The 18,206-nt window shown below is 51.8% G+C and carries 16 protein-coding genes; 10 read left to right on the forward strand and 6 right to left on the reverse strand.

From position 1 onward, the window contains the following. Positions 1 to 27 precede the first annotated feature (27 nt). Positions 28 to 1,050 carry an SPASM domain-containing protein gene (locus A3841_RS06275; protein WP_073851467.1) on the forward strand — a complete coding sequence of 341 codons (1,023 nt, stop codon included), beginning with the start codon at positions 28 to 30 and terminating at the stop codon, positions 1,048 to 1,050. A gap of 35 nt (positions 1,051 to 1,085) precedes the next feature. Continuing rightward, entirely contained in the window at positions 1,086 to 2,021 is a 936-nt protein-coding gene (locus A3841_RS06280; RefSeq protein WP_073851468.1) for a mechanosensitive ion channel family protein, read from the forward strand. A gap of 58 nt (positions 2,022 to 2,079) precedes the next feature. On the opposite strand, the gene A3841_RS06285 is transcribed toward A3841_RS06280, so the two are convergent. From A3841_RS06285 to A3841_RS06315, 6 genes are all read right to left on the reverse strand, one after another. After that, complete coding sequence (locus A3841_RS06285) at positions 2,080 to 2,418, reverse strand: hypothetical protein (RefSeq protein WP_073851469.1); 339 nt, start codon at positions 2,416 to 2,418, stop codon at positions 2,080 to 2,082. A 155-nt stretch (positions 2,419 to 2,573) separates the two neighbouring features. Continuing rightward, entirely contained in the window at positions 2,574 to 2,750 is a 177-nt protein-coding gene (locus tag A3841_RS19975; protein WP_139307900.1) for a FeoB-associated Cys-rich membrane protein, read from the reverse strand. Positions 2,751 to 2,781: 31 nt separating this feature from the next. Further along, on the reverse strand, positions 2,782 to 3,585 hold the full coding sequence (locus tag A3841_RS06295) for an inositol monophosphatase family protein (RefSeq protein ID WP_073851470.1): 804 nt from the start codon (positions 3,583 to 3,585) through the stop codon (positions 2,782 to 2,784). After that, entirely contained in the window at positions 3,582 to 4,817 is a 1,236-nt protein-coding gene (locus A3841_RS06300) for an Lnb N-terminal periplasmic domain-containing protein (protein WP_073851471.1), read from the reverse strand. The genes A3841_RS06295 and A3841_RS06300 overlap by 4 nt, the downstream gene beginning before the upstream one ends. A gap of 1 nt (position 4,818) precedes the next feature. After that, positions 4,819 to 5,529: a 16S rRNA (cytidine(1402)-2'-O)-methyltransferase gene (gene rsmI / locus A3841_RS06305; protein WP_073851472.1), complete on the reverse strand. Its 711-nt coding sequence runs from the start codon at positions 5,527 to 5,529 to the stop codon at positions 4,819 to 4,821. Positions 5,530 to 6,108: 579 nt separating this feature from the next. After that, on the reverse strand, positions 6,109 to 6,360 hold the full coding sequence (locus A3841_RS06315; protein WP_073851474.1) for a 4a-hydroxytetrahydrobiopterin dehydratase: 252 nt from the start codon (positions 6,358 to 6,360) through the stop codon (positions 6,109 to 6,111). A 120-nt stretch (positions 6,361 to 6,480) separates the two neighbouring features. Here A3841_RS06315 and A3841_RS06320 point away from each other — a divergent pair, with 120 nt between their 5' ends. From A3841_RS06320 to rpiB, 8 genes are all read left to right on the forward strand, one after another. Further along, positions 6,481 to 7,350, forward strand: a complete 870-nt coding sequence (locus tag A3841_RS06320; RefSeq protein ID WP_139307901.1) for an SDR family oxidoreductase — start codon at positions 6,481 to 6,483, stop codon at positions 7,348 to 7,350. 80 nt (positions 7,351 to 7,430) lie between these two features. Beyond that, entirely contained in the window at positions 7,431 to 7,733 is a 303-nt protein-coding gene (locus A3841_RS06325) for a hypothetical protein (RefSeq protein ID WP_073851476.1), read from the forward strand. Positions 7,734 to 7,828: 95 nt separating this feature from the next. Then, the gene (locus A3841_RS06330) at positions 7,829 to 8,068 is read left to right on the forward strand and encodes a hypothetical protein (RefSeq protein WP_073851477.1); all 240 of its coding nucleotides are present in this window, start codon (positions 7,829 to 7,831) and stop codon (positions 8,066 to 8,068) included. Between the two features lie 101 nt (positions 8,069 to 8,169). Continuing rightward, positions 8,170 to 8,865, forward strand: coding sequence for a metallophosphoesterase family protein (locus A3841_RS06335; protein WP_073851478.1), 696 nt, complete (start codon positions 8,170 to 8,172; stop codon positions 8,863 to 8,865). A 444-nt stretch (positions 8,866 to 9,309) separates the two neighbouring features. After that, on the forward strand, positions 9,310 to 15,375 hold the full coding sequence (locus tag A3841_RS19870) for an IPT/TIG domain-containing protein (protein ID WP_083610235.1): 6,066 nt from the start codon (positions 9,310 to 9,312) through the stop codon (positions 15,373 to 15,375). Positions 15,376 to 15,554: 179 nt separating this feature from the next. Next, complete coding sequence (gene glyA, locus A3841_RS06395; RefSeq protein ID WP_073851479.1) at positions 15,555 to 16,829, forward strand: serine hydroxymethyltransferase; 1,275 nt, start codon at positions 15,555 to 15,557, stop codon at positions 16,827 to 16,829. Positions 16,830 to 16,865: 36 nt separating this feature from the next. After that, positions 16,866 to 17,711, forward strand: a complete 846-nt coding sequence (tatC, locus tag A3841_RS06400) for a twin-arginine translocase subunit TatC (protein WP_073851872.1) — start codon at positions 16,866 to 16,868, stop codon at positions 17,709 to 17,711. Beyond that, positions 17,711 to 18,148: a ribose 5-phosphate isomerase B gene (rpiB, locus tag A3841_RS06405; protein ID WP_073851480.1), complete on the forward strand. Its 438-nt coding sequence runs from the start codon at positions 17,711 to 17,713 to the stop codon at positions 18,146 to 18,148. The genes tatC and rpiB overlap by 1 nt, the downstream gene beginning before the upstream one ends. Positions 18,149 to 18,206 lie beyond the last annotated feature (58 nt).

The following is an 18,206-nucleotide window of genomic DNA, read 5'->3' on the forward strand; positions in this document are numbered from 1 at the left end:
CCGCTGCCGTAGCACCTGCATACTTCTATGGCACTTCACTTAGCCGATGGGCTTAACTTTTTAGCAAAGCTGACGCCGCTGCGCGCACTGAACGCGCTGCAGGTGGTAAGCAGTTACCTGTACTCCAAGTTTACCGGCCGGGCAACACACTGGGGGTATCCACTCAGCATCTCGCTGGAGCCCACCACCTCCTGCAACCTGCGCTGTCCCGAGTGCCCCAGCGGCCTGCGCTCGTTCTCCCGCCCCACGGGCATGCTGCAGAACGAGCTTTTTAAAAGCACTATAGACCAGCTGCACCGCCGGCTGCTGTACCTGATCTTCTATTTTCAGGGGGAGCCCTACCTGCACAAGAGCTTTCTGGGGCTGGTCAAGTATGCCTCAGACCGCGGCATCTACACGGCCACCTCTACCAACGCGCACTTCCTCGACGACGCCACCGCGCGTAAAACCGTGGAGTCGGGCCTGGACAGGCTGATCGTGTCTATCGACGGTACCACACAGGAGACCTATGCGGCTTATAGAGTAGGCGGCAAGCTGGATAAGGTGCTGGAGGGCACGCGCAACGTGGTGAAGTGGAAGAGGGAGCTCAAATCGCGCACGCCGCATATCATGTTCCAGTTCCTGGTGGTGCGCCCCAACGAGCACCAACTGGAGGAGGTGAAAGAATTGGCAAAGGGTTTGGGCGTGGATGAGGTGGTGTTCAAAACGGCGCAGATCTACGACTACGCGAACGGTTCGCCGCTCATCCCGACGATAGACTATTACTCCAGGTACCAGAGCAGCGGGGACGGCAGCTACAGCATCAAAAACAAACTGCTGAACCACTGCTGGAAGATGTGGCACTCCTGCGTGATCACCTGGGACGGCTTGGTGGTGCCCTGCTGCTTTGATAAGGATGCTGAGTACCGCCAGGGCGACCTGCAGCAGCAAAGCTTTGCCCAGGTATGGCGCGGCGAGAAGTATAACGCCTTCAGGCAGCAGGTGCTGCGCTCCCGCAGCGAGGTGGAGATGTGCCGAAACTGCACCGAAGGCACCAAGGTATGGGCCTGATCAACATACCCTGAAAATCAACCTGATTTTATACTATGAGAGACATAAACGACGCCATGGACCTGCTGCTAAGTAAGCTGGAAGCCTGGGGCAGGCAAGCCGTGCTGCTGCTGCCCAACATCCTTGTGGCCCTGCTGGTGCTGGTGCTAACCTTCTTCCTGGCCAGAATCATCCGCAACTGGCTGGAGAAGTTTATGGGGCGCTTTTCGCATAGTGCGGCCCTCAACAACCTGGCCCTGACGATCATCTATGTTATCATGCTTGCCATTGGGTTCTTTATGGCGCTCAATGTGGTGGGCTTAGACAAGCTGGTTGTCTCGCTGCTGGCTGGTGTGGGTATCATAGGACTGGCGCTGGGCTTTGCCTTCCAGGATATTGCCGCCAACTTTATAGCAGGAATTATTATTGCCGTACGCAAGCCTTTCAGGGTCGGCGACCTGATTGAGACCAACGATTACGTTGGCACCATTGAGCACATCACGCTGCGCACCATCGACATACGGCAGGTAACCGGCGAGATGGTTTGGCTGCCAAACAAAATGGTGTTCGAGAACCCGGTTACCAACTTCTCCGTGCTCGGCTCCCGTCGGGTAGACCTGGAGGTTGGGATATCGTACGGGGAGGACCTGGAGCAGGTGCAGCAGGTGGTGATAGAGGCGCTGCAGGAGGTGAAAAACCGTATGGGAGACAGAGAGATTCAGGTGATGTATGATGCCTTCGGCGACAGCTCCATCAACTTTAAGGCCCGTTTCTGGATACACTATGAAAAGCAGATAGACTACGTTTCAGCGAAAAGCGACGCCATCATCCGGATAAAGAAGGCCTTTGATGAGAATAACATCCTGATCCCATTCCCGATTCGCACGCTGGACTTTGCTATTAAGGGAGGCGATAAGCTAAGCGAGGAACTAAAGACCGCCCTCAGTGCCTCCGGTAAAAACGGGCAGCAGCTTGGCGATAGCGGGCAATAAGCAGGTTTATACTTTAGCAGCAACAGGAAGGGCCGATATCGCATCGGCCCTTCCTGTTTTATTTGTCTTTCTTATCCAGGTTCTTGCCCAGATCCTCCACCTGCTTCAGAAACGTGTCCACACCCTCGTCGGCGTACGGGCCATACGAGTTGGAGATGGTTCCTTTCAGGCCGTTGGCGGTTTCCACCGCGTAAAGTATAGACATGTCGTCCGGGTTGCTCTCGCCCTCAAAGCGATAGTGGTCCACGATACGCACCTGGTCCGGGGCAAACGACTCCTTCTCCTCCATGGTACAGAGCTTTCCGTCCTGCCCTACCTTAAAATCATACTTGTAGCCATCTTTGCGAAGGCGGTTCAGCACGTTCACCAAAGATCTCTCTTCAACTTTGTCTTGCATAGTATATCGTTTTAAGTGGTTCTACTCCTAAGTATAGAACTATACGCAAAAACAAAGTTTAGATACAGATTTATGATGAGTAGCGCGTGCTGATCAACGCATAATGGTAGGAAACGGGGCTCCTCTGTTTCTTAATTCTTGCTGATTGCCAGGTGTTATGCCTTTGCCTGCCGCTTCTCCAGTTCCTGCTGTATCTTCTTCAGGTCGATGGAGGAGCAGGCGCCGCAGCTCTTGGCGCAGCCGCTCTTGGCCGAAAACACCTGGTAAAGCATGCGCAGCATGTAGGCTACCGCGGCCAGGAAAACGAGCAGAATGACGATTTGCTGAATCATACTTTAGAAACCTTTATGAAGTATAAAAAGTTTAGGCCACCGGCTTTTTCCAGAACTCGCCGATGGTCTGCAGCATCTCCGGGTGCACGCTGCCGTTGCTGGCTACAATCTCCCGCCCGAAAACAACGTCGCCCTCCCCAGTAAACTTGCTGAGCCTGCCGCCCGCCTCCTGCACGATGATAACGCCTGCCGCCACGTCCCACGCGTTCAGGTTGTACTCGAAAAATCCCTCGAAACGGCCACAAGCCACGTACACCAGGTCCAGCGCGGCAGAGCCGATGCGCCGTATCCCGTGCGAGCGCGACATGAAAGCGCCCAGTACCTGCAGGTACTGCTGCGTGAGGCCAAAGTCAAAGTATGGGAAGCCGGTGGCGATGAGGCCGTCCTTCAGGGCTGGCGCGTCCGATACCTTTATGGACGATCCGTTGCAGAAAGCGCCGCCGCCTTTGTAAGCCCAGAAGCACTCGTCGCGGTTCGGGTCGAACACCGTGCCCAGTACTACTTCGTCGCCGTCCATCAGGCCCACGCTCACGCAGTAAGCCGGCAGGCCATGTATAAAGTTGGTCGTACCATCCAGCGGGTCTATCACCCAGTTAAAGCGCTCGCCGCGGGTGGTGTCGGTACCTTCCTCGGTGACAAAGCCGGCCTCGGGCAGCAGTTGGCGCAGGCCTTCCACCAGCTTCTGCTCTGCTTCCTTGTCCACATAGGAAACCAAGTCGTTGAAGCCCTTCTGCTCGATGCTGGAGCGCTCAAAGCCCTCTCCCTCCTTCTTTATAAATGCACCGACGCTGCGGCAAAGTATGTTCAGGTTGTTAGCCAGTTGGTTCAGGTTCATATCTTTTGTGCTATACTTTGTGGATGTTCCAGGGCTTGTGCCCTTTTAGAGAACCATACGGCGTAGGCCCCTCTAAGTACGGCCGCCACCATGATGGGCAGGAAAGCAGTATGGTACATTTGCGGCCACAGCGGCCACCCGATGAGCGCCACGGTGGTGATGATAGCGGTAGCCAGCATATACTTGCGCACCCACTCCGGAAGTATGATGTGGCCCAGAAAGAAGGCAACCACGGCATGCGTGGGGATGGCCCAGAGCAGGTTAAAGTTATAGGCCGTGGCCTGGTGGTCGGTGGCAAACCAGAGCAGCACCACCACAATGCCCAGCACGCCCAGCATGAAGAAGAACGCCATGTCGAACACGCGGCTGCGGCGGCGCTTGATGAAATCCATCACCGTGAGCGCTACCACTACCACTAAAAAAGTCCAGAACACGAGCTGCGGCGTCAGCCAGCCGGCCTCCAGCGGCTGCGAAGGATCGCGTTCGAAAATCGTCTTTGTCTCCAGCATCAGTGGCGCGGTTTTGCCATTCCGGGCGATGGTGGCGCTGGCCAGGCCTTTGGCCAGGTAATCCGGCAGGAACATGTACTGGTAAGGTGTGGCCTTTTGGTCGATACGGGCGCCCAGCGCCAGGTCGATGCCAAAATCACCCCAGGGCTGTGGCCCTAAGTATAAATCAATGAGGTTGCGGAAGCTGTAGTCCTTGTCGAAGTGGCTGATGTTGAAGGCCAGTTGATTGGGGAAAGTGGCCTCCACGCCGTCACGGATGCGGGTGGCGCAGTTATCGAAGAAAAAGTCGTAGAGGTAGAAGCGGTTCTCGGGCAGGTAGTTGTGCGTCAGAAAGCCCCAGTACTGCTGCTTCTGCTCCTCGGTAAAATTGAAGTCCTGCTCATACACCGAGCGGTTCTCCATGGTATAGCTGTACACAAAGTCCTGGAAGTGCGCCGCTGAGAGCTTATACCGGAGCTTGCCCTGCGCGAACTTGAGATAGAAGTTGGGCTCGTCGAAATCGAAGGTGCCGTAGTTGAACACCACGTCCATGCCGGTTACGGGGTCGTTTACGCGCACGGCGCTGTGCCCGAAGATGGCGTACAGATCCGGTCCTGGCGAGCAGGTGATGAGACTGATCTTGGCCTCCGGCGAGAGTTGCACGCCTTCGAACTGCGCCCAGGCCGGCAGGGTGAACACGCTGAGCAGCAGCGCCAGCGCGAGTTTCTTTACGAATGCTTTCATCTTATTCTTTATCGGCTTTGCCCGCCTTAGCGGCTCCGGAAACCACTACTACAAACTCTCCTTTTATACTTTTGTTGTTGAAAATCTCCAGCAGCTCCTCCAGGGTGCCGTTGATGGTTTCCTCAAACATCTTCGATATTTCACGTGAAACAGAAGCCTCCCGCTCGGCGCCAAACACCTCCTTAAACTGCGCAAGTGTCTTGAGCAGGCGGTGCGGCGACTCGTAGAAAATCATGGTGCGCTCCTCCTCGGCCAGGCTCTGCAGGCGCGTCTGGCGACCTTTCTTTATCGGCAGAAATCCCTCAAAGGTAAAACGGTCGGTGCTGAAACCGGACTTGACCAGCGCCGGCACAAAGGCCGTGGCCCCCGGCAGGCACTCTACCTTAATGTCGTTTTTGAGGCACTCGCGCACCAGGAAAAAGCCGGGGTCCGAGATGCCGGGCGTGCCCGCGTCCGAAATCAGCGCCATCACCTCGCCTGCCTTCAGGCGATCCACGAGGTGGGCCGTGGCCTTGTGCTCGTTGTGCAGGTGGTGGCTGTGCATGCGCTTTTCGATGCCCAGGTGCTGCAGCAGCTTGCCGCTGGTGCGCGTATCCTCGGCCAGTATCACGTCCACCTCCTTTAAAATGCGTATGGCCCGCAGCGTGATATCCTCTAAGTTGCCGATGGGTGTCGGCACCAGGTATAAACTTGTTTTTTCCGGTTCCTGCATGGCGTAAAGATACTATAGATAAGGGAGAAAGGTAAAAGGGAAGCCATACTTATACTTTTATACTTTAAGGAGGCGCTGCTGAAGTATAGGTAACATCATTTTATACTTTAAGTGGTGGGCAGGCAAAGTATAAACCTGTGCTAAATCTTACCTTTTTGCATCTTATACTTTAAGAACGGCCCTCAACAATCGGCTAATTCTGCGATCGGACAGGAGGCTGGCAAAGTGCGGCAACAGCATTATTGTTCTGTTGTAATCCCATGCTGATCTATCCAGCAAAGACATCAGTATTAGTTCCGCACAGACATAGGGTACAAGTACAGAGAGCAACAAGGCCTTTAGGTATACCCACACCCAGTCGGCAGCGTTGGAAGGAGTTCCCATAAACCGTTCAAACGGTAACCTGAGCGCGCGGCTGTAGAGCACGTAGAAACAAAGCGCCAAGGTAATGTGCAGGAATAAAGCCATGCTCATTGTACGTTAAGTTTATCCGATCTTCTTTATTGCTTGCTACCTGCTTTGCAGAGCGGTTGTGATAAAGTATGGCTTCCTAAGGTATAAGCCTAGGCAAGTATAGCCTTACTCCTCCGCCATCATCCTGTCATAAATCTCATCGATGCGCTGGGCCAGCTCCAGGTCTTTCTCGGTGACGGTGTTGCCGGCGTCGTGGGTGGTAAGCTCTATTTCTACCTTGTTGTACACGTTGCTCCACCAGGGATGATGGTTTAGCTCCTCGGCCACCTCGCCTACCGTGTTCATAAAGGACAGCGCCTGTTTAAAGTCCTTAAACGTGAGGCTGCGCGTTAACTTGTTGTCTTCTTCTCTCCACATAATGTATAAGTATAAAGTATAAACGGCTCCTGAAAGTATAAGATTAGGAGCCGGGATAACCAGCCTGAAAACGCAGGCGTATAGTAGGGAACTGCCCCGGTGGCAGCCTCACATAAAACTATGAAAACTATGGCAAACAAACCAACCAAGCTGCCTGCGCAGGAGCAGGCCAAGCAGCCTGGCAAAGAACATAAGATGACCCCGCAGCCCGAGTACATCCGCGACAACTACAAAGGCAGCGACAAGCTGAAAGGCAAAAAAGCCCTGATCACAGGCGGTGACAGTGGCATAGGTCGTGCCGTGGCCGTGCACTTTGCCCGCGAGGGGGCCGATGTGGCCATTGTATACCTCAACGAGGATAAGGACGCCAAAGACACCCTGCAGTTGATAGAGCAGGAAGGACGAAAAGGACTTATTATCTCCGGAGACATTGGCGATGAGAAATTCTGCCAGAAAGCTGTGCAGCAGGCCGTGAAGGAACTGGGGGGCCTTGATATACTGGTGAACAACGCTGCCGAGCAGCACGAGCAGACCGACCTGCAGGACATCTCGCAGGAGCAGCTGCAGCGCACGTTCAAGACCAACATTTTCTCGATGTTCTACATCACCAAAGCCGCTCTGGAGCACCTCAAGGAGGGCAGCGCCATCGTCAACTCCACCTCCGTTACCTCCTACCGCGGCAGCGACCACCTCATGGACTATGCCGCTACCAAAGGCGCTATCACCTCTTTTACCCGGTCGCTTTCCTCTAACCTGGCCGATAAAAAAATACGCGTCAATGCCGTGGCCCCCGGCCCTATCTGGACCCCGCTCATACCGGCCTCTTTTGATGCGGAGAAAGTAAAGGAATTCGGGCAGAATGTGCCGCTGAAACGTCCCGGACAGCCCTCGGAGGTGGCCCCGGCCTACGTGTTCCTGGCCTCCGACGATGGCTCTTACGTTACCGGTCAAGTCATCCACGTAAATGGGGGCGAACTGGTGGGCAGCTAAACCTAAGCGGCCTGAAAAGAGTAAAACCAGGTATAAGCGCTTTGGCAACAGGGCGCAGTGTTAATTAAAAGAATGCAATTATGGCTGAAGATAGAGATGACAAGAACAAAGTGCAGAACCAGCTGCCCAACAAGCGTGGTTTCCGCGAGATAGAAGAAGACACGGGTGACGAGGAGATGCGTGCCGGGCATATTATCCCAGGTGCCGACCCACCAAAGAACGAGCACCAGCGCGGCGGCTTCGGCAACCGCGACGGCAAGGAAGGCTACGGCAGCGACACCGCCTCAGAGGGCCCAAGCGCCACCGGCGTAAACGACTATGCCGACGACGGCACTCCGCCGCCAGACAACATGCGCACCGAAGACGAAGGTCGCGGTACCTGAGTTATAAAGTATAAAGTATAAGGTTGATAGGAAAGTATGGCAGGCAAGTATAATGCTTGTTTGCCGGGATTTGAATTTAAAAAAAGGAGGACATCATGCCATCATACAAGCACACACAGCCCGGCGGTGAAAACAAAGGCAAGCCAACCGGAGAAGGACAGAACAAGGCAGCGGGCGGAAAACCGGTAGACCCAGGCCAGACCCGCGCGGAACACGAGGAGCTGAAGAAAAAGCACACCGACGGGCCTGACAAGGCGGCGGGAAAGAACACAACAACAAACAACCCTAACCGCAACACCAACAAGCCAGAAATTGATAACAACAAGTATAATTAGAATACCTAACATTGCTTAAGCAGAAATAGCACCCGTGTACCACGAGTGCTATTTCTGTGTTATCTTTACGGTGCCGCCACGGCTGCGATAACTTACGACCTATGCCCCGTTACGCCCTAACAGACATCCATGGCTGCGCCCGCACATTCAAAGCCATGGTGCACGATAAGCTCCAACTCTCCCGCCATGATGCGTTATACCTGCTCGGGGATTTTGTGAACAAAGGCCCGGACTCCAAAGGGGTGATCGATTTTATACTTCATCTCCGGAAGCAGGGCTACCAGGTGCATTGCCTGCGCGGTAACCACGACCAGATGCTGCTGAAGTCGGTAAAGAAAGGCAGAAAAGCACTCACCCTCACGCCAACCGAGCAGGAACAGGTGTTGCAGAGCTTTGGCATCCATGGTTTTGAGTACCTGCCGGAGAAGTATACCAGTTTCCTCGACAGCCTCCCCTATTACCTCGAACTCCCCGATTACTTCCTGGTGCACGCCGGTTTCGATTTTAAGCAAGATGATATCTTCTCGGATAAAGAGGCCATGCTCAACATCCGGGGCTATACACCCGACTGGAAGCGCCTTGGCAACAAGCGGCTGCTGCACGGCCATACCCCCACCTCGCTCCACGCCATCAAAAAAGCTACCTCCCACAAAGCCCAGCGGCTAAACCTCGACGCTGGCTGTGTCTATTACAAAAATGCCGCCTACGGCAACCTAGTAGCCATAGACATGGATTCGCAGGCTCTTTTTATCCAGCCAAACATAGACCGCCCCTATCCGGTGGCACGCAAAGGGTAGAATTAATTCTATCTGCCCCTTTCCTATCTATACTCCTGTTTAGACATTATAAAGCAGCAAAGTTGTACTGCTTTATACCTATTTTCTAATATAAACGTAATATGTTGTGCTGTAATATATTGCATTCTGCCTGATGAGGTTATAAATTGTTCTTTTTTAAGAAATAGGACTGCTTTAAGGAGTACATGAGCATGCTAATTCGTGGCCTATGCATAACTTTACACCAAAAGCCCCTTTTTATTTAGTGGATGCGTGTAACTCCGCTGCCAAGAGCAGACTACATGTAAAAATCCTGTTATATCTTTTTATAAGTATTTTATTAGAATTATATAAAAAAATAGAGCAGGATGTTGCTTAAATGATAGATAAATTATCTTATTTTGTGGCAATTATACTTTCTTTAAAATAGCACAGGAAATTTTTTTAAATACTTATAGTTCAGCTATGGCACAACTCTACAATCTCCCTATTACACGACTCCTCAGATCACTGCTCTTGCAGTGCGTTTTCCTGCTCGGGATAGTCTCCGTTGGTGTGGCGCAGGCTACAGTTACGTACGATGGCCCTTGGCGAATGTCACCGCCTACGAATGTAAAGACTAGTGGCTTGGTTGCGGATGGCGCTAATATTGCGCCGGGCAGTGCTGGTGGCTCAGCCCAATTCAGAACCACCTCTGCTTATGTCGACATCAAACTACAGGATAATGACCTAACAGGTTATAAGCTGAGCTACAGTTTGGTGGCTACTACGCCTGGGGGAGGCTCTGCTAACATGACAGTGAGCTACAGCACCGACGGCGGTCAGACCTTTGGCAGCGGAGTTTCTACGGCTGTGCCAACAGAGGCATCCCGCGAAGAGTTATACTTGCCAGCTACTGCAACAGATGTAAGGTTCCAACTAGCGGATATATCAAATGCCTATGTGTTCCTGGATGCGGTAACAGTATCGCAGCAACCTGAGTTTGAAAGTTTCTCTCCAGACAAGGGAGTGCCGGGCACACAGGTTACAATTACAGGAAAGCACTTGAACGAGACTTCAGCAGTATACTTTGGCGACGTGCCAGCTGAAAGTATAGCGGTTAATGAGGAAGGAACAGAACTTACAACGGCCGTGCCAATAGGTGCATCAAGTAATTACATAAAAGTAGTAACCCCTTACGGGGAGGCCGTAAGCGCCACAGAGTTTGTAGTGCCAGCTCCTGTGTTTTCTGCCGATGTTCAATTCAGCCCAGGCGCCGCAGGTGCGGGTGAGACAATCACACTGTTCGGCCAGTACTTCACTGGTGTAAATCAAGTGCTGTTTAACGGAGCGGCGGCAGACCCTGCAACAATTGTATTTGTAAGTGACAGCGAAATAAAAGTGACGGTACCTAAGGGCGCCAGTTCAGGACCTATCATGGCCATGAGCCCGGCCGGTAATGGTACAAGTGCGACATTTACAGTTTACGGCCCGCAGATCATAGCCCAGTCAGAAGGGGAAGAAAATGCAGGCTTAGAGTTTGCTCCAACGGAAGGCCCTGCCCTTACTACCGTAGTTACCATTTATGGAAATTACTTTACAGCCGTAAATGAGGTGCTCTTTAACGGAGTAAAAGCAACTAGCTTTACTGTAGTAAACGACGAACAGATAACAGCAACCGTTCCGCTGGGCGCGGGTACAGGCCCGATCACGGTGAAAAGCCCGGCGGGAGAGGCGGTAAGCACAGCTGTCTTCAACGTGCCGGCCCCTCAGTTTGTCGCGTATGATGGCGTAGATTCTCAGTTTAAGCCAACCTCTGCCGGACCAAACATGCAGATAACGCTGTATGGTGTGAACCTGGCCAGCGTAAGCAGCGTGGTGTTCCTGGGAGCAGACGGTGACGAAACAGATAATGTAGAGGCTACTTTTGCTGCGCCAACAAAAGATACTGAATTGGTAGTAACGGTGCCAGCTGATGCCAAGACAGGAAAAATCCAGTTGATCGCTCCAGGTGGAAAAACAGCCACCAGCGAGCAGACCTTTACGTTTGTTCCTGCCCCAGTTATTGCCAGTGTAGCAAATACAACAGCAACGGACGGGAGAACCTATGGCCTTGTGGGGAATCAGATCACCATCACTGGCGAAAACTTTGGAACAGCGCAGACGGTAACTCTAGGAAATACAACACTTAGCCCTACTGCCGAAACCAACACAGCTGGCTTTGTAGTAAATGCAGAAGGTACCGCTATTACGTTTAACATTCCAGACGGAGCAGCATCAGGTAGCGTAACAGTAACTACACAAGGTGGAGAGGTTACCTGGGAGGGGCCGTTCGACGTAATCTACGCTCCTGTCATTGCAAGCATCAGCCCAACGAAGGGGCCAATCGGTCAGGTAATCACCATTACAGGCAATTACCTAAAGTATGTTTCTGAGGTGGTGTTCCTTGGCAGCAGCGAGAAAGAGGGTGATAACCAAACAGTTGCCCTCACCGCCCCTCATGAAAGCGATACAGAGATTAAGGTGATTGTGCCAACTGGTGCCGAAACAGGCTTGTTGAGTGTTACCAACCCGGCAAACACCACCACTTCAGCAGATGAGTTTGAAGTAGTACGTACACCGGTTATACTTTCTTTTACGCCAGCTCAGGGTATAGCAAGTACAGTAGTTACTATTGAAGGCTATAACTTCATAAATGAGGGTGTTCTAACGAGCGTAACGTTTGCCGGTGCAAACGGAGGCGTAGTTACTGCAGCGTATGAGGTAACCAGCGATACTACCTTAACGGCGACAGTGCCGGCAGGTGCCATCACCGGCCGCATTACTGTTTCAAACACGAACGGTTCTGGTGAAAGCCCCTCAAACTTCACCATTACTCAGATACCAACTATTACAGGCATTTCGCCTCTTAAAGGAGTAGCAGGCTCAAAAGTGGTAATTGAAGGTACAGAGTTTGTGGGTGATATAGTTGTGACTTTCCTCGGTACAGAAGCAGAGGGAGATGAGGCGACAGTACAAATCACAGGCAACTCTTCAACACAGATTACTACGACTGTACCTACTGATGCTGTAACAGGCAAACTGATGGTAACAAACGCTGCCGGAGACAGTGAGCCAAGCGCGGATACGTACACGGTTGTGACAAGTCCTGAGATTATCAGCTTTAACCCATTTGAAGGTAAAGCGGATGATAAGGTTATTATTAAGGGCTGGCTGCTGAACCAGGTTGATTCAGTAGGTTTCAATGGTGTACTGGCAGTTCCAACTTACAATGCTGCTGATAGCACGATCACAGTAGCTGTGCCAACGAATGCTACGACTGGAACTCTAACTTTAATAGTGAACGAGGAAGTAGTATTTACAAGTGAAGATGTCTTCACCGTTATCCCTGCTCCAACCATCGTTTCTTTCACGCCTACACAAGGCGTAGCAGGAACACCAGTGACAATTAGAGGTACCAACTTCGAAGGCCTGTCGGAGGTTGTGTTCAATAAGGCTAAAGTGGAGGACTTGACAGGAGTAACAATTTCCACAGTTGAAGATGGCGGAGTTTCTTACCAGGAATTTACCGTTGCGGTGCCAGATAGCGCAACTACTGGCCCTATAACAGTAACAGCAGATGGTGGTACAGCTAATAGCGGGGAGAACGTGTTTACAGTTCCAGTACCAGCAAATATTGCTTTCACCCCAACTACTAGCTATGCTAACCAGCAAGTGGTTATTACTGGTGATTACTTTAAGAACGTAACCAAAGTAACCTTCAACGGCGAAGAGGCAGAGGTAGTAAGCAAGGATGAAGTAGCAGGCACAATTACTGTGAAAGCTCCATTTGATGCGGGTACAGGCCCTGTTGTTGTTACTACGTTGGCAGGTGAGGGTACAAGCGCTGATAATTATAGCGTAATTGAGCCGATAATTACCAATTTAAGTGCCGAGGACGGTACAGCCAAAGGGTATGCTGACAAAACGCTTTTAACTATTACAGGCCAGAACTTTAGCGCTTACTATAACGAAGCCACTGGAGCTGTTGAGCACAAGGCTCCTGAGGTGGTGTTTAATGGAGCCCGGGTTACAGCAACCACCTATACCAACGAAAAGATTGAGGTGGTAGTGCCAACCAACGCACGAACAGGCAATGTGATTGTAATATCTGGAAGCGGCGAAAGCGAACCTAAGCCGTTCCAGGTTTTAGCTCCAATTATTACTGCAGTGAATCCAAGCGCAGTATACGCTGGTCAATCTGTAACGGTAACAGGTGCTAATTTTATAGATGTACTGTCTGTGAGTTACGGTGGTATTCAAATTACTAAAAGCGAGTATTTCGTTAGATCTGAAACGGAGCTAGTATTCAGGGCTCCGGTAATGAATGCAAACTCGACTAATACTCTAAGTATTACTTCAAAAAGTGGCACAGGTACATCAACACTATTAACTGTTCATAAGCCGATTATCACTAGTGTGTCTAGGACTAGAGTATACGCCGGTGTAAGTACGCTTAAAATCTCAGGTACTAGATTTGATGAATATTATAATGCCTTCACTACGGATGTTCAACGGTCCGCACCTACAGTAAGCTTTGTGGGAGCAGCTGGCGCAAGAGTAAATGCTACAATACAATCAACTGCTTCTGCCTACAGTACAACAGAGGAAGGTATAGATGAGGTTGTAGTAACGGTTCCAAGCACGGCAACGACAGGAAGAATCAGAGTAGCAAGCGAAAGTGGTACGGGTGAATGGAGCCAGAATATAATCGTCATTGGTGCGCCAACTATCACTAGTTTCTCTGCTAACTCAGGATTAGTGGGTTCTACATTCACAATAACTGGTACCAATTTAGATGAAGCAACTAAAGTAGCTTTCCTGGGAACTGATGCAGCCGGCGACGAGGTATCCTTAACAACAGGTTATACAATTAATGCAGGAGGTACACAGATCACATTGACTGTACCTGCAGGTGCTATAACTGGTAAGATAGCTGTAACGACCCCATATGGTGGAGTAGAAGGTCCAACAGCTATCAGCTCAGGCATCTTCAGAGTAGTATACGCGCCGACAATTGCAGAATTTATACCTACCTCAGGGGCGTCTGGTGAAACGATTAGAATTACCGGTATAAACCTTTGGGATCTGTTCGGTACAGGTAGCTCGCCAGACGGTGCCATAGAAGTATACTTCAACAGACACGAGGGAGCTAACATTCCTTCAGTTGGAGTAATAGACCTGAGAGCAGTCGTGACAGCCTATGACGAAGTAGGTGGAACATGGGTTGACGTGACAGTGCCTAATAATGCTATCACTGGTAACATTACTGTAGTGAACAGAGCAGGCAACGCAACGTCAGGAAGCACATTCGAAGTTACCAGCCCAGTTCTTATTAGATTTGAGCATATCGATGGTAGCCTTATCACTGACCAAAGCCCAGCCCGAATCAAGGAAAGGGTATTGCTGAGAGGCTATAACCTGGAGGGAATCGGAACAGTGAAGATCGGAGGTGTATTTGCTACGAACTTCTATGAGCCTATAGAGCCTATAGATGACACCAAGTTAGAAGTGGTAGTGCCACGACTAGCCAGAACAAACACTGTTTCGATAACAGCTGCTGGCGGCGATGACACAAGTACTGAGAAGCTTTACATTGCCGTTCCGACTATTAATGTAGATCCAACGCTCCTATCTTTCAAGGTAGAGGCAGGTAAGTCTTCGCGGCAGTCTTATGCAGTGAGTGCAACGAACCTGGCTGTTGGGGAGAACCTGACATTTACCTTAGCGACAACCGACAACTTCCTGATGTCAAGGGATACAACCAATTGGAGCAGAACACTTCCAGCACTTGGAGCTGATGAATTTGGTAATATTGCAGAAACTACCATTTATGTGAAAAACGAGCCGGGTGTGGATTCTGATCCTGAACAGTCGGGCACCATTACGCACAGCTCTTTTGATGCAACATCTCGTGTGGTTAACCTGGACTCAGATGTTCTTCCACTTCCAGTAGAGCTGATGGCCTTCAACGCGGCGCTGCAGAACAACAACGTGCTGCTGACGTGGGCAACGGCTTCGGAACAAAACAACTCACACTTCGAGGTGGAGTTGTCGAGAGATCCGAAGAAGGGCTTTGAGAAGGTGGGCCGTGTAGACAGCAAAGGTGCTAACAGCTCGGTGAGATTAGACTACCAGTACGCACACAAGCTGGGCAACGAGACAGGCACGATCTACTTCCGTTTGAAGCAGGTTGACCTGGATGGCACCACAGACTACAGCAAAGTGGTAGCGGTAAACGTGAAGGCCCGTGAGCTGGTACAGCAACTGCTGGTAGCCCCGAACCCGATCAACTACAACTCTAAGCTGTACTTTACAGCCGAAGTAAGCGGCAAGGCCACACTGGTACTGCACAACATGACCGGTAAGAAAGTATACAGCAAGGTGGTAGAGGTGCAGGAAGGTTCGAACGAAGTGCAACTGCCGGTATACGGCAAACTGTCGAAAGGCATGTATGTGCTGCGCGTAGAACTTAACGGCCAGGTAAGCCAGATTAAAGTGATGAAAGAATAGCGACAAAAGTATAAGCTATACCATAAAGGCCCGGTGCAAAAGCGCCGGGCCTTTATTTTTGCCTCCTGCAAAGCAGATCATACTTTGGAGGTCAGGGGATGCCACGGATATAAACTTCTGAAACATTGGTTTATTCGGGTGCATACTTTAATTTTGGGAGCTTAACATTCCGAAGACTGATGCAAAGAGATACCGCTATATTCGACCTGATTAATAAGGAAAAAGCACGCCAGACGCATGGCATAGAACTGATCGCCTCTGAGAACTTTGTTTCGGAGCAGGTGATGCAGGCCATGGGCAGCGTGATGACAAACAAGTATGCCGAGGGCCTACCAGGCAAGCGCTACTACGGCGGCTGCGAGATTGTAGACCAATCGGAGCAGTTGGCGATTGACCGCGCCAAGGAGCTGTTTGGCGTGGAGTGGGTAAACGTGCAGCCGCACTCAGGCGCGCAGGCCAACTCGGCTGTCATGCTGGCGGTGCTGCAGCCGGGCGATAAGATCCTGGGTTTCGACCTCTCCCACGGCGGCCACCTGACGCACGGCTCTCCCGTGAACTTCTCCGGAAAGCTTTACAACCCGAGCTTCTACGGGGTGGAAAAAGAAACCGGCCTGATCGACTTTGACAAAATAGTAGAGACAGCCCGCCGTGAGCAACCGAAGCTCATCATCTGCGGCGCCTCTGCCTACAGCCGCGACTGGGACTACAAGAAGCTGCGCCAGGCCGCTGACGAGGTAGGCGCCTTGTTGCTGGCTGATATCTCCCATCCGTCCGGACTCATCGCTCGCGGTTTGCTGAACAGCCCGTTTGAGCACTGTCACATCGTAACCACCACTACCCACAAGACCTTACGCGGCCCACGTGGCGGCATGATCATGATGGGTAAAGACTTCGAGAACCCCTTCGGCCTGAAGACACCAAAGGGCGAGACACGCATGATGTCGGCTGTATTGGACGGCGCGGTATTCCCCGGAACGCAGGGCGGGCCGCTGGAGCACGTGATCGCGGCGAAGGCGGTGGCTTACTTTGAGGCGCTTTCGGACGAATACCTCACCTATATAAAGCAGGTACAGCAAAACGCACAGGCCATGGCCAAGGCGTTTGTGGAGCGCGGCTACGACATCATCTCGGGTGGTACCGAGAACCACATGATGCTGATCGACCTGCGCTCAAAAGGATTAACCGGTAAACTGGCCGAGAACACGCTGGTAAAAGCCGATATCACCATCAACAAGAACATGGTGCCATTTGATGACAAGTCGCCGTTCGTTACCTCGGGTATGCGCGTGGGCACGGCTGCCATCACCACGCGTGGCCTGAAAGAGCAGGACATGGTGCGCATTGTGGAGTACATCGACCAGGTGCTGATGAACCACGACAATGAGAGCATGCTCAGCAGCGTGCGCAGCGACATTAATGACTGGATGCAGGCGTATCCGCTTTTCGCGTATTAACAGTAAGAGAAAGAATTGAAGGAGGACCAGCTTTTGATGGATCAACCATTTGTGGAGGAAGAAGAGCCGCAGGAGATGTCCTTTGTGGACCACCTGGAGGAGTTAAGATGGCATATCATCAGGGCATTGGGCTCCATCTTCGTGTTTGCGACCATTGCTTTTCTGGCGAAGGGCTTCGTGTTTCATGACATCATACTTGCCCCTTCGCGCACTGATTTTCTGAGCTACCAGGTGATGTGCCAGGTAGGCCAGTACTTCGGCTCGGACGGGCTTTGCTTTGACGATATGGGCTTTACCATCCAAAGCAGGCAGATGAGCGGGCAGTTTACGATGCACCTGCTGGTGTCGGCGGTGCTGGGGTTGGCGTGTGCCTTCCCCTATGCGTTCTGGGAGATCTGGCGTTTCGTAAGTCCCGGGCTATACCCGCAGGAGCGTAAAAACTCGCGGGGAGCCGTGTTCTTTGTGTCGGTACTGTTCATGCTGGGCCTGTTGTTCGGGTACTATGTGGTGTCGCCCATTTCGATCAACTTCCTGGCAGGCTACCAGGTAGATCCGAGCATCCTGAATGAGTTTGACCTGTCGTCCTACATCTCCACGCTCACCACGCTTTGCCTGGCCTGTGCCATCATGTTCGAGATGCCCGTGATCGTGTTCTTTCTGACGAAGGCGGGGCTGATTACACCGGAAACGATGAAGCTGTACCGGCGCCATGCCCTGGTGATCATACTCGTGGTGGGCGCTATCATCACACCGCCGGATGTTGTGAGCCAGTTACTGATCTCGTTGCCGCTGATGCTCCTGTACGAGGTAAGCATCCACGTTTCGCATAACATACGTAAAAAAGACCTGAAGCGACTGAACGAACAAAACACCCAAGCATAATGGCACTTAATATAGCGATTGGCGGCGACCACGCCGGTTATACTTATAAAAGCATGCTGAAGGAGCTGCTGGCGGAGCTTGGTCATCAGGTGCAGGATTTCGGACCCGACTCCGAGGCGTCGGTAGATTACCCGGACCACGTGCACCCGCTGGCGAAGGCCGTGGTAAGCAAGGAGGCTTATTTTGGCATCCTGATCTGCGGAAGCGGCAACGGTGTGGCCATCACAGCAAACAAGTACCAGGAGATACGCGCGGCACTCTGCTGGCTGCCCGAGCTGGCGAAGCTGGCGCGGGAGCACAACAACGCCAACATCCTGTGCATACCGGCCAGGTTTGTGTCGGAGGAGGTGGCCAGGGAGATGGTGAAGACCTTCCTGAGCACGGACTTTGAGGGAGGCCGCCACCTGAACAGGGTGAACAAGATCGCCGCCTGCTAAGCAAAGTATAAGCAAGTATAAAGTATAAGTATAACAACAGAGGAGCCGTTCTGAAAAG

Source organism: Pontibacter flavimaris, assembly GCF_001907195.1.
Lineage (GTDB): Bacteria > Bacteroidota > Bacteroidia > Cytophagales > Hymenobacteraceae > Pontibacter > Pontibacter flavimaris.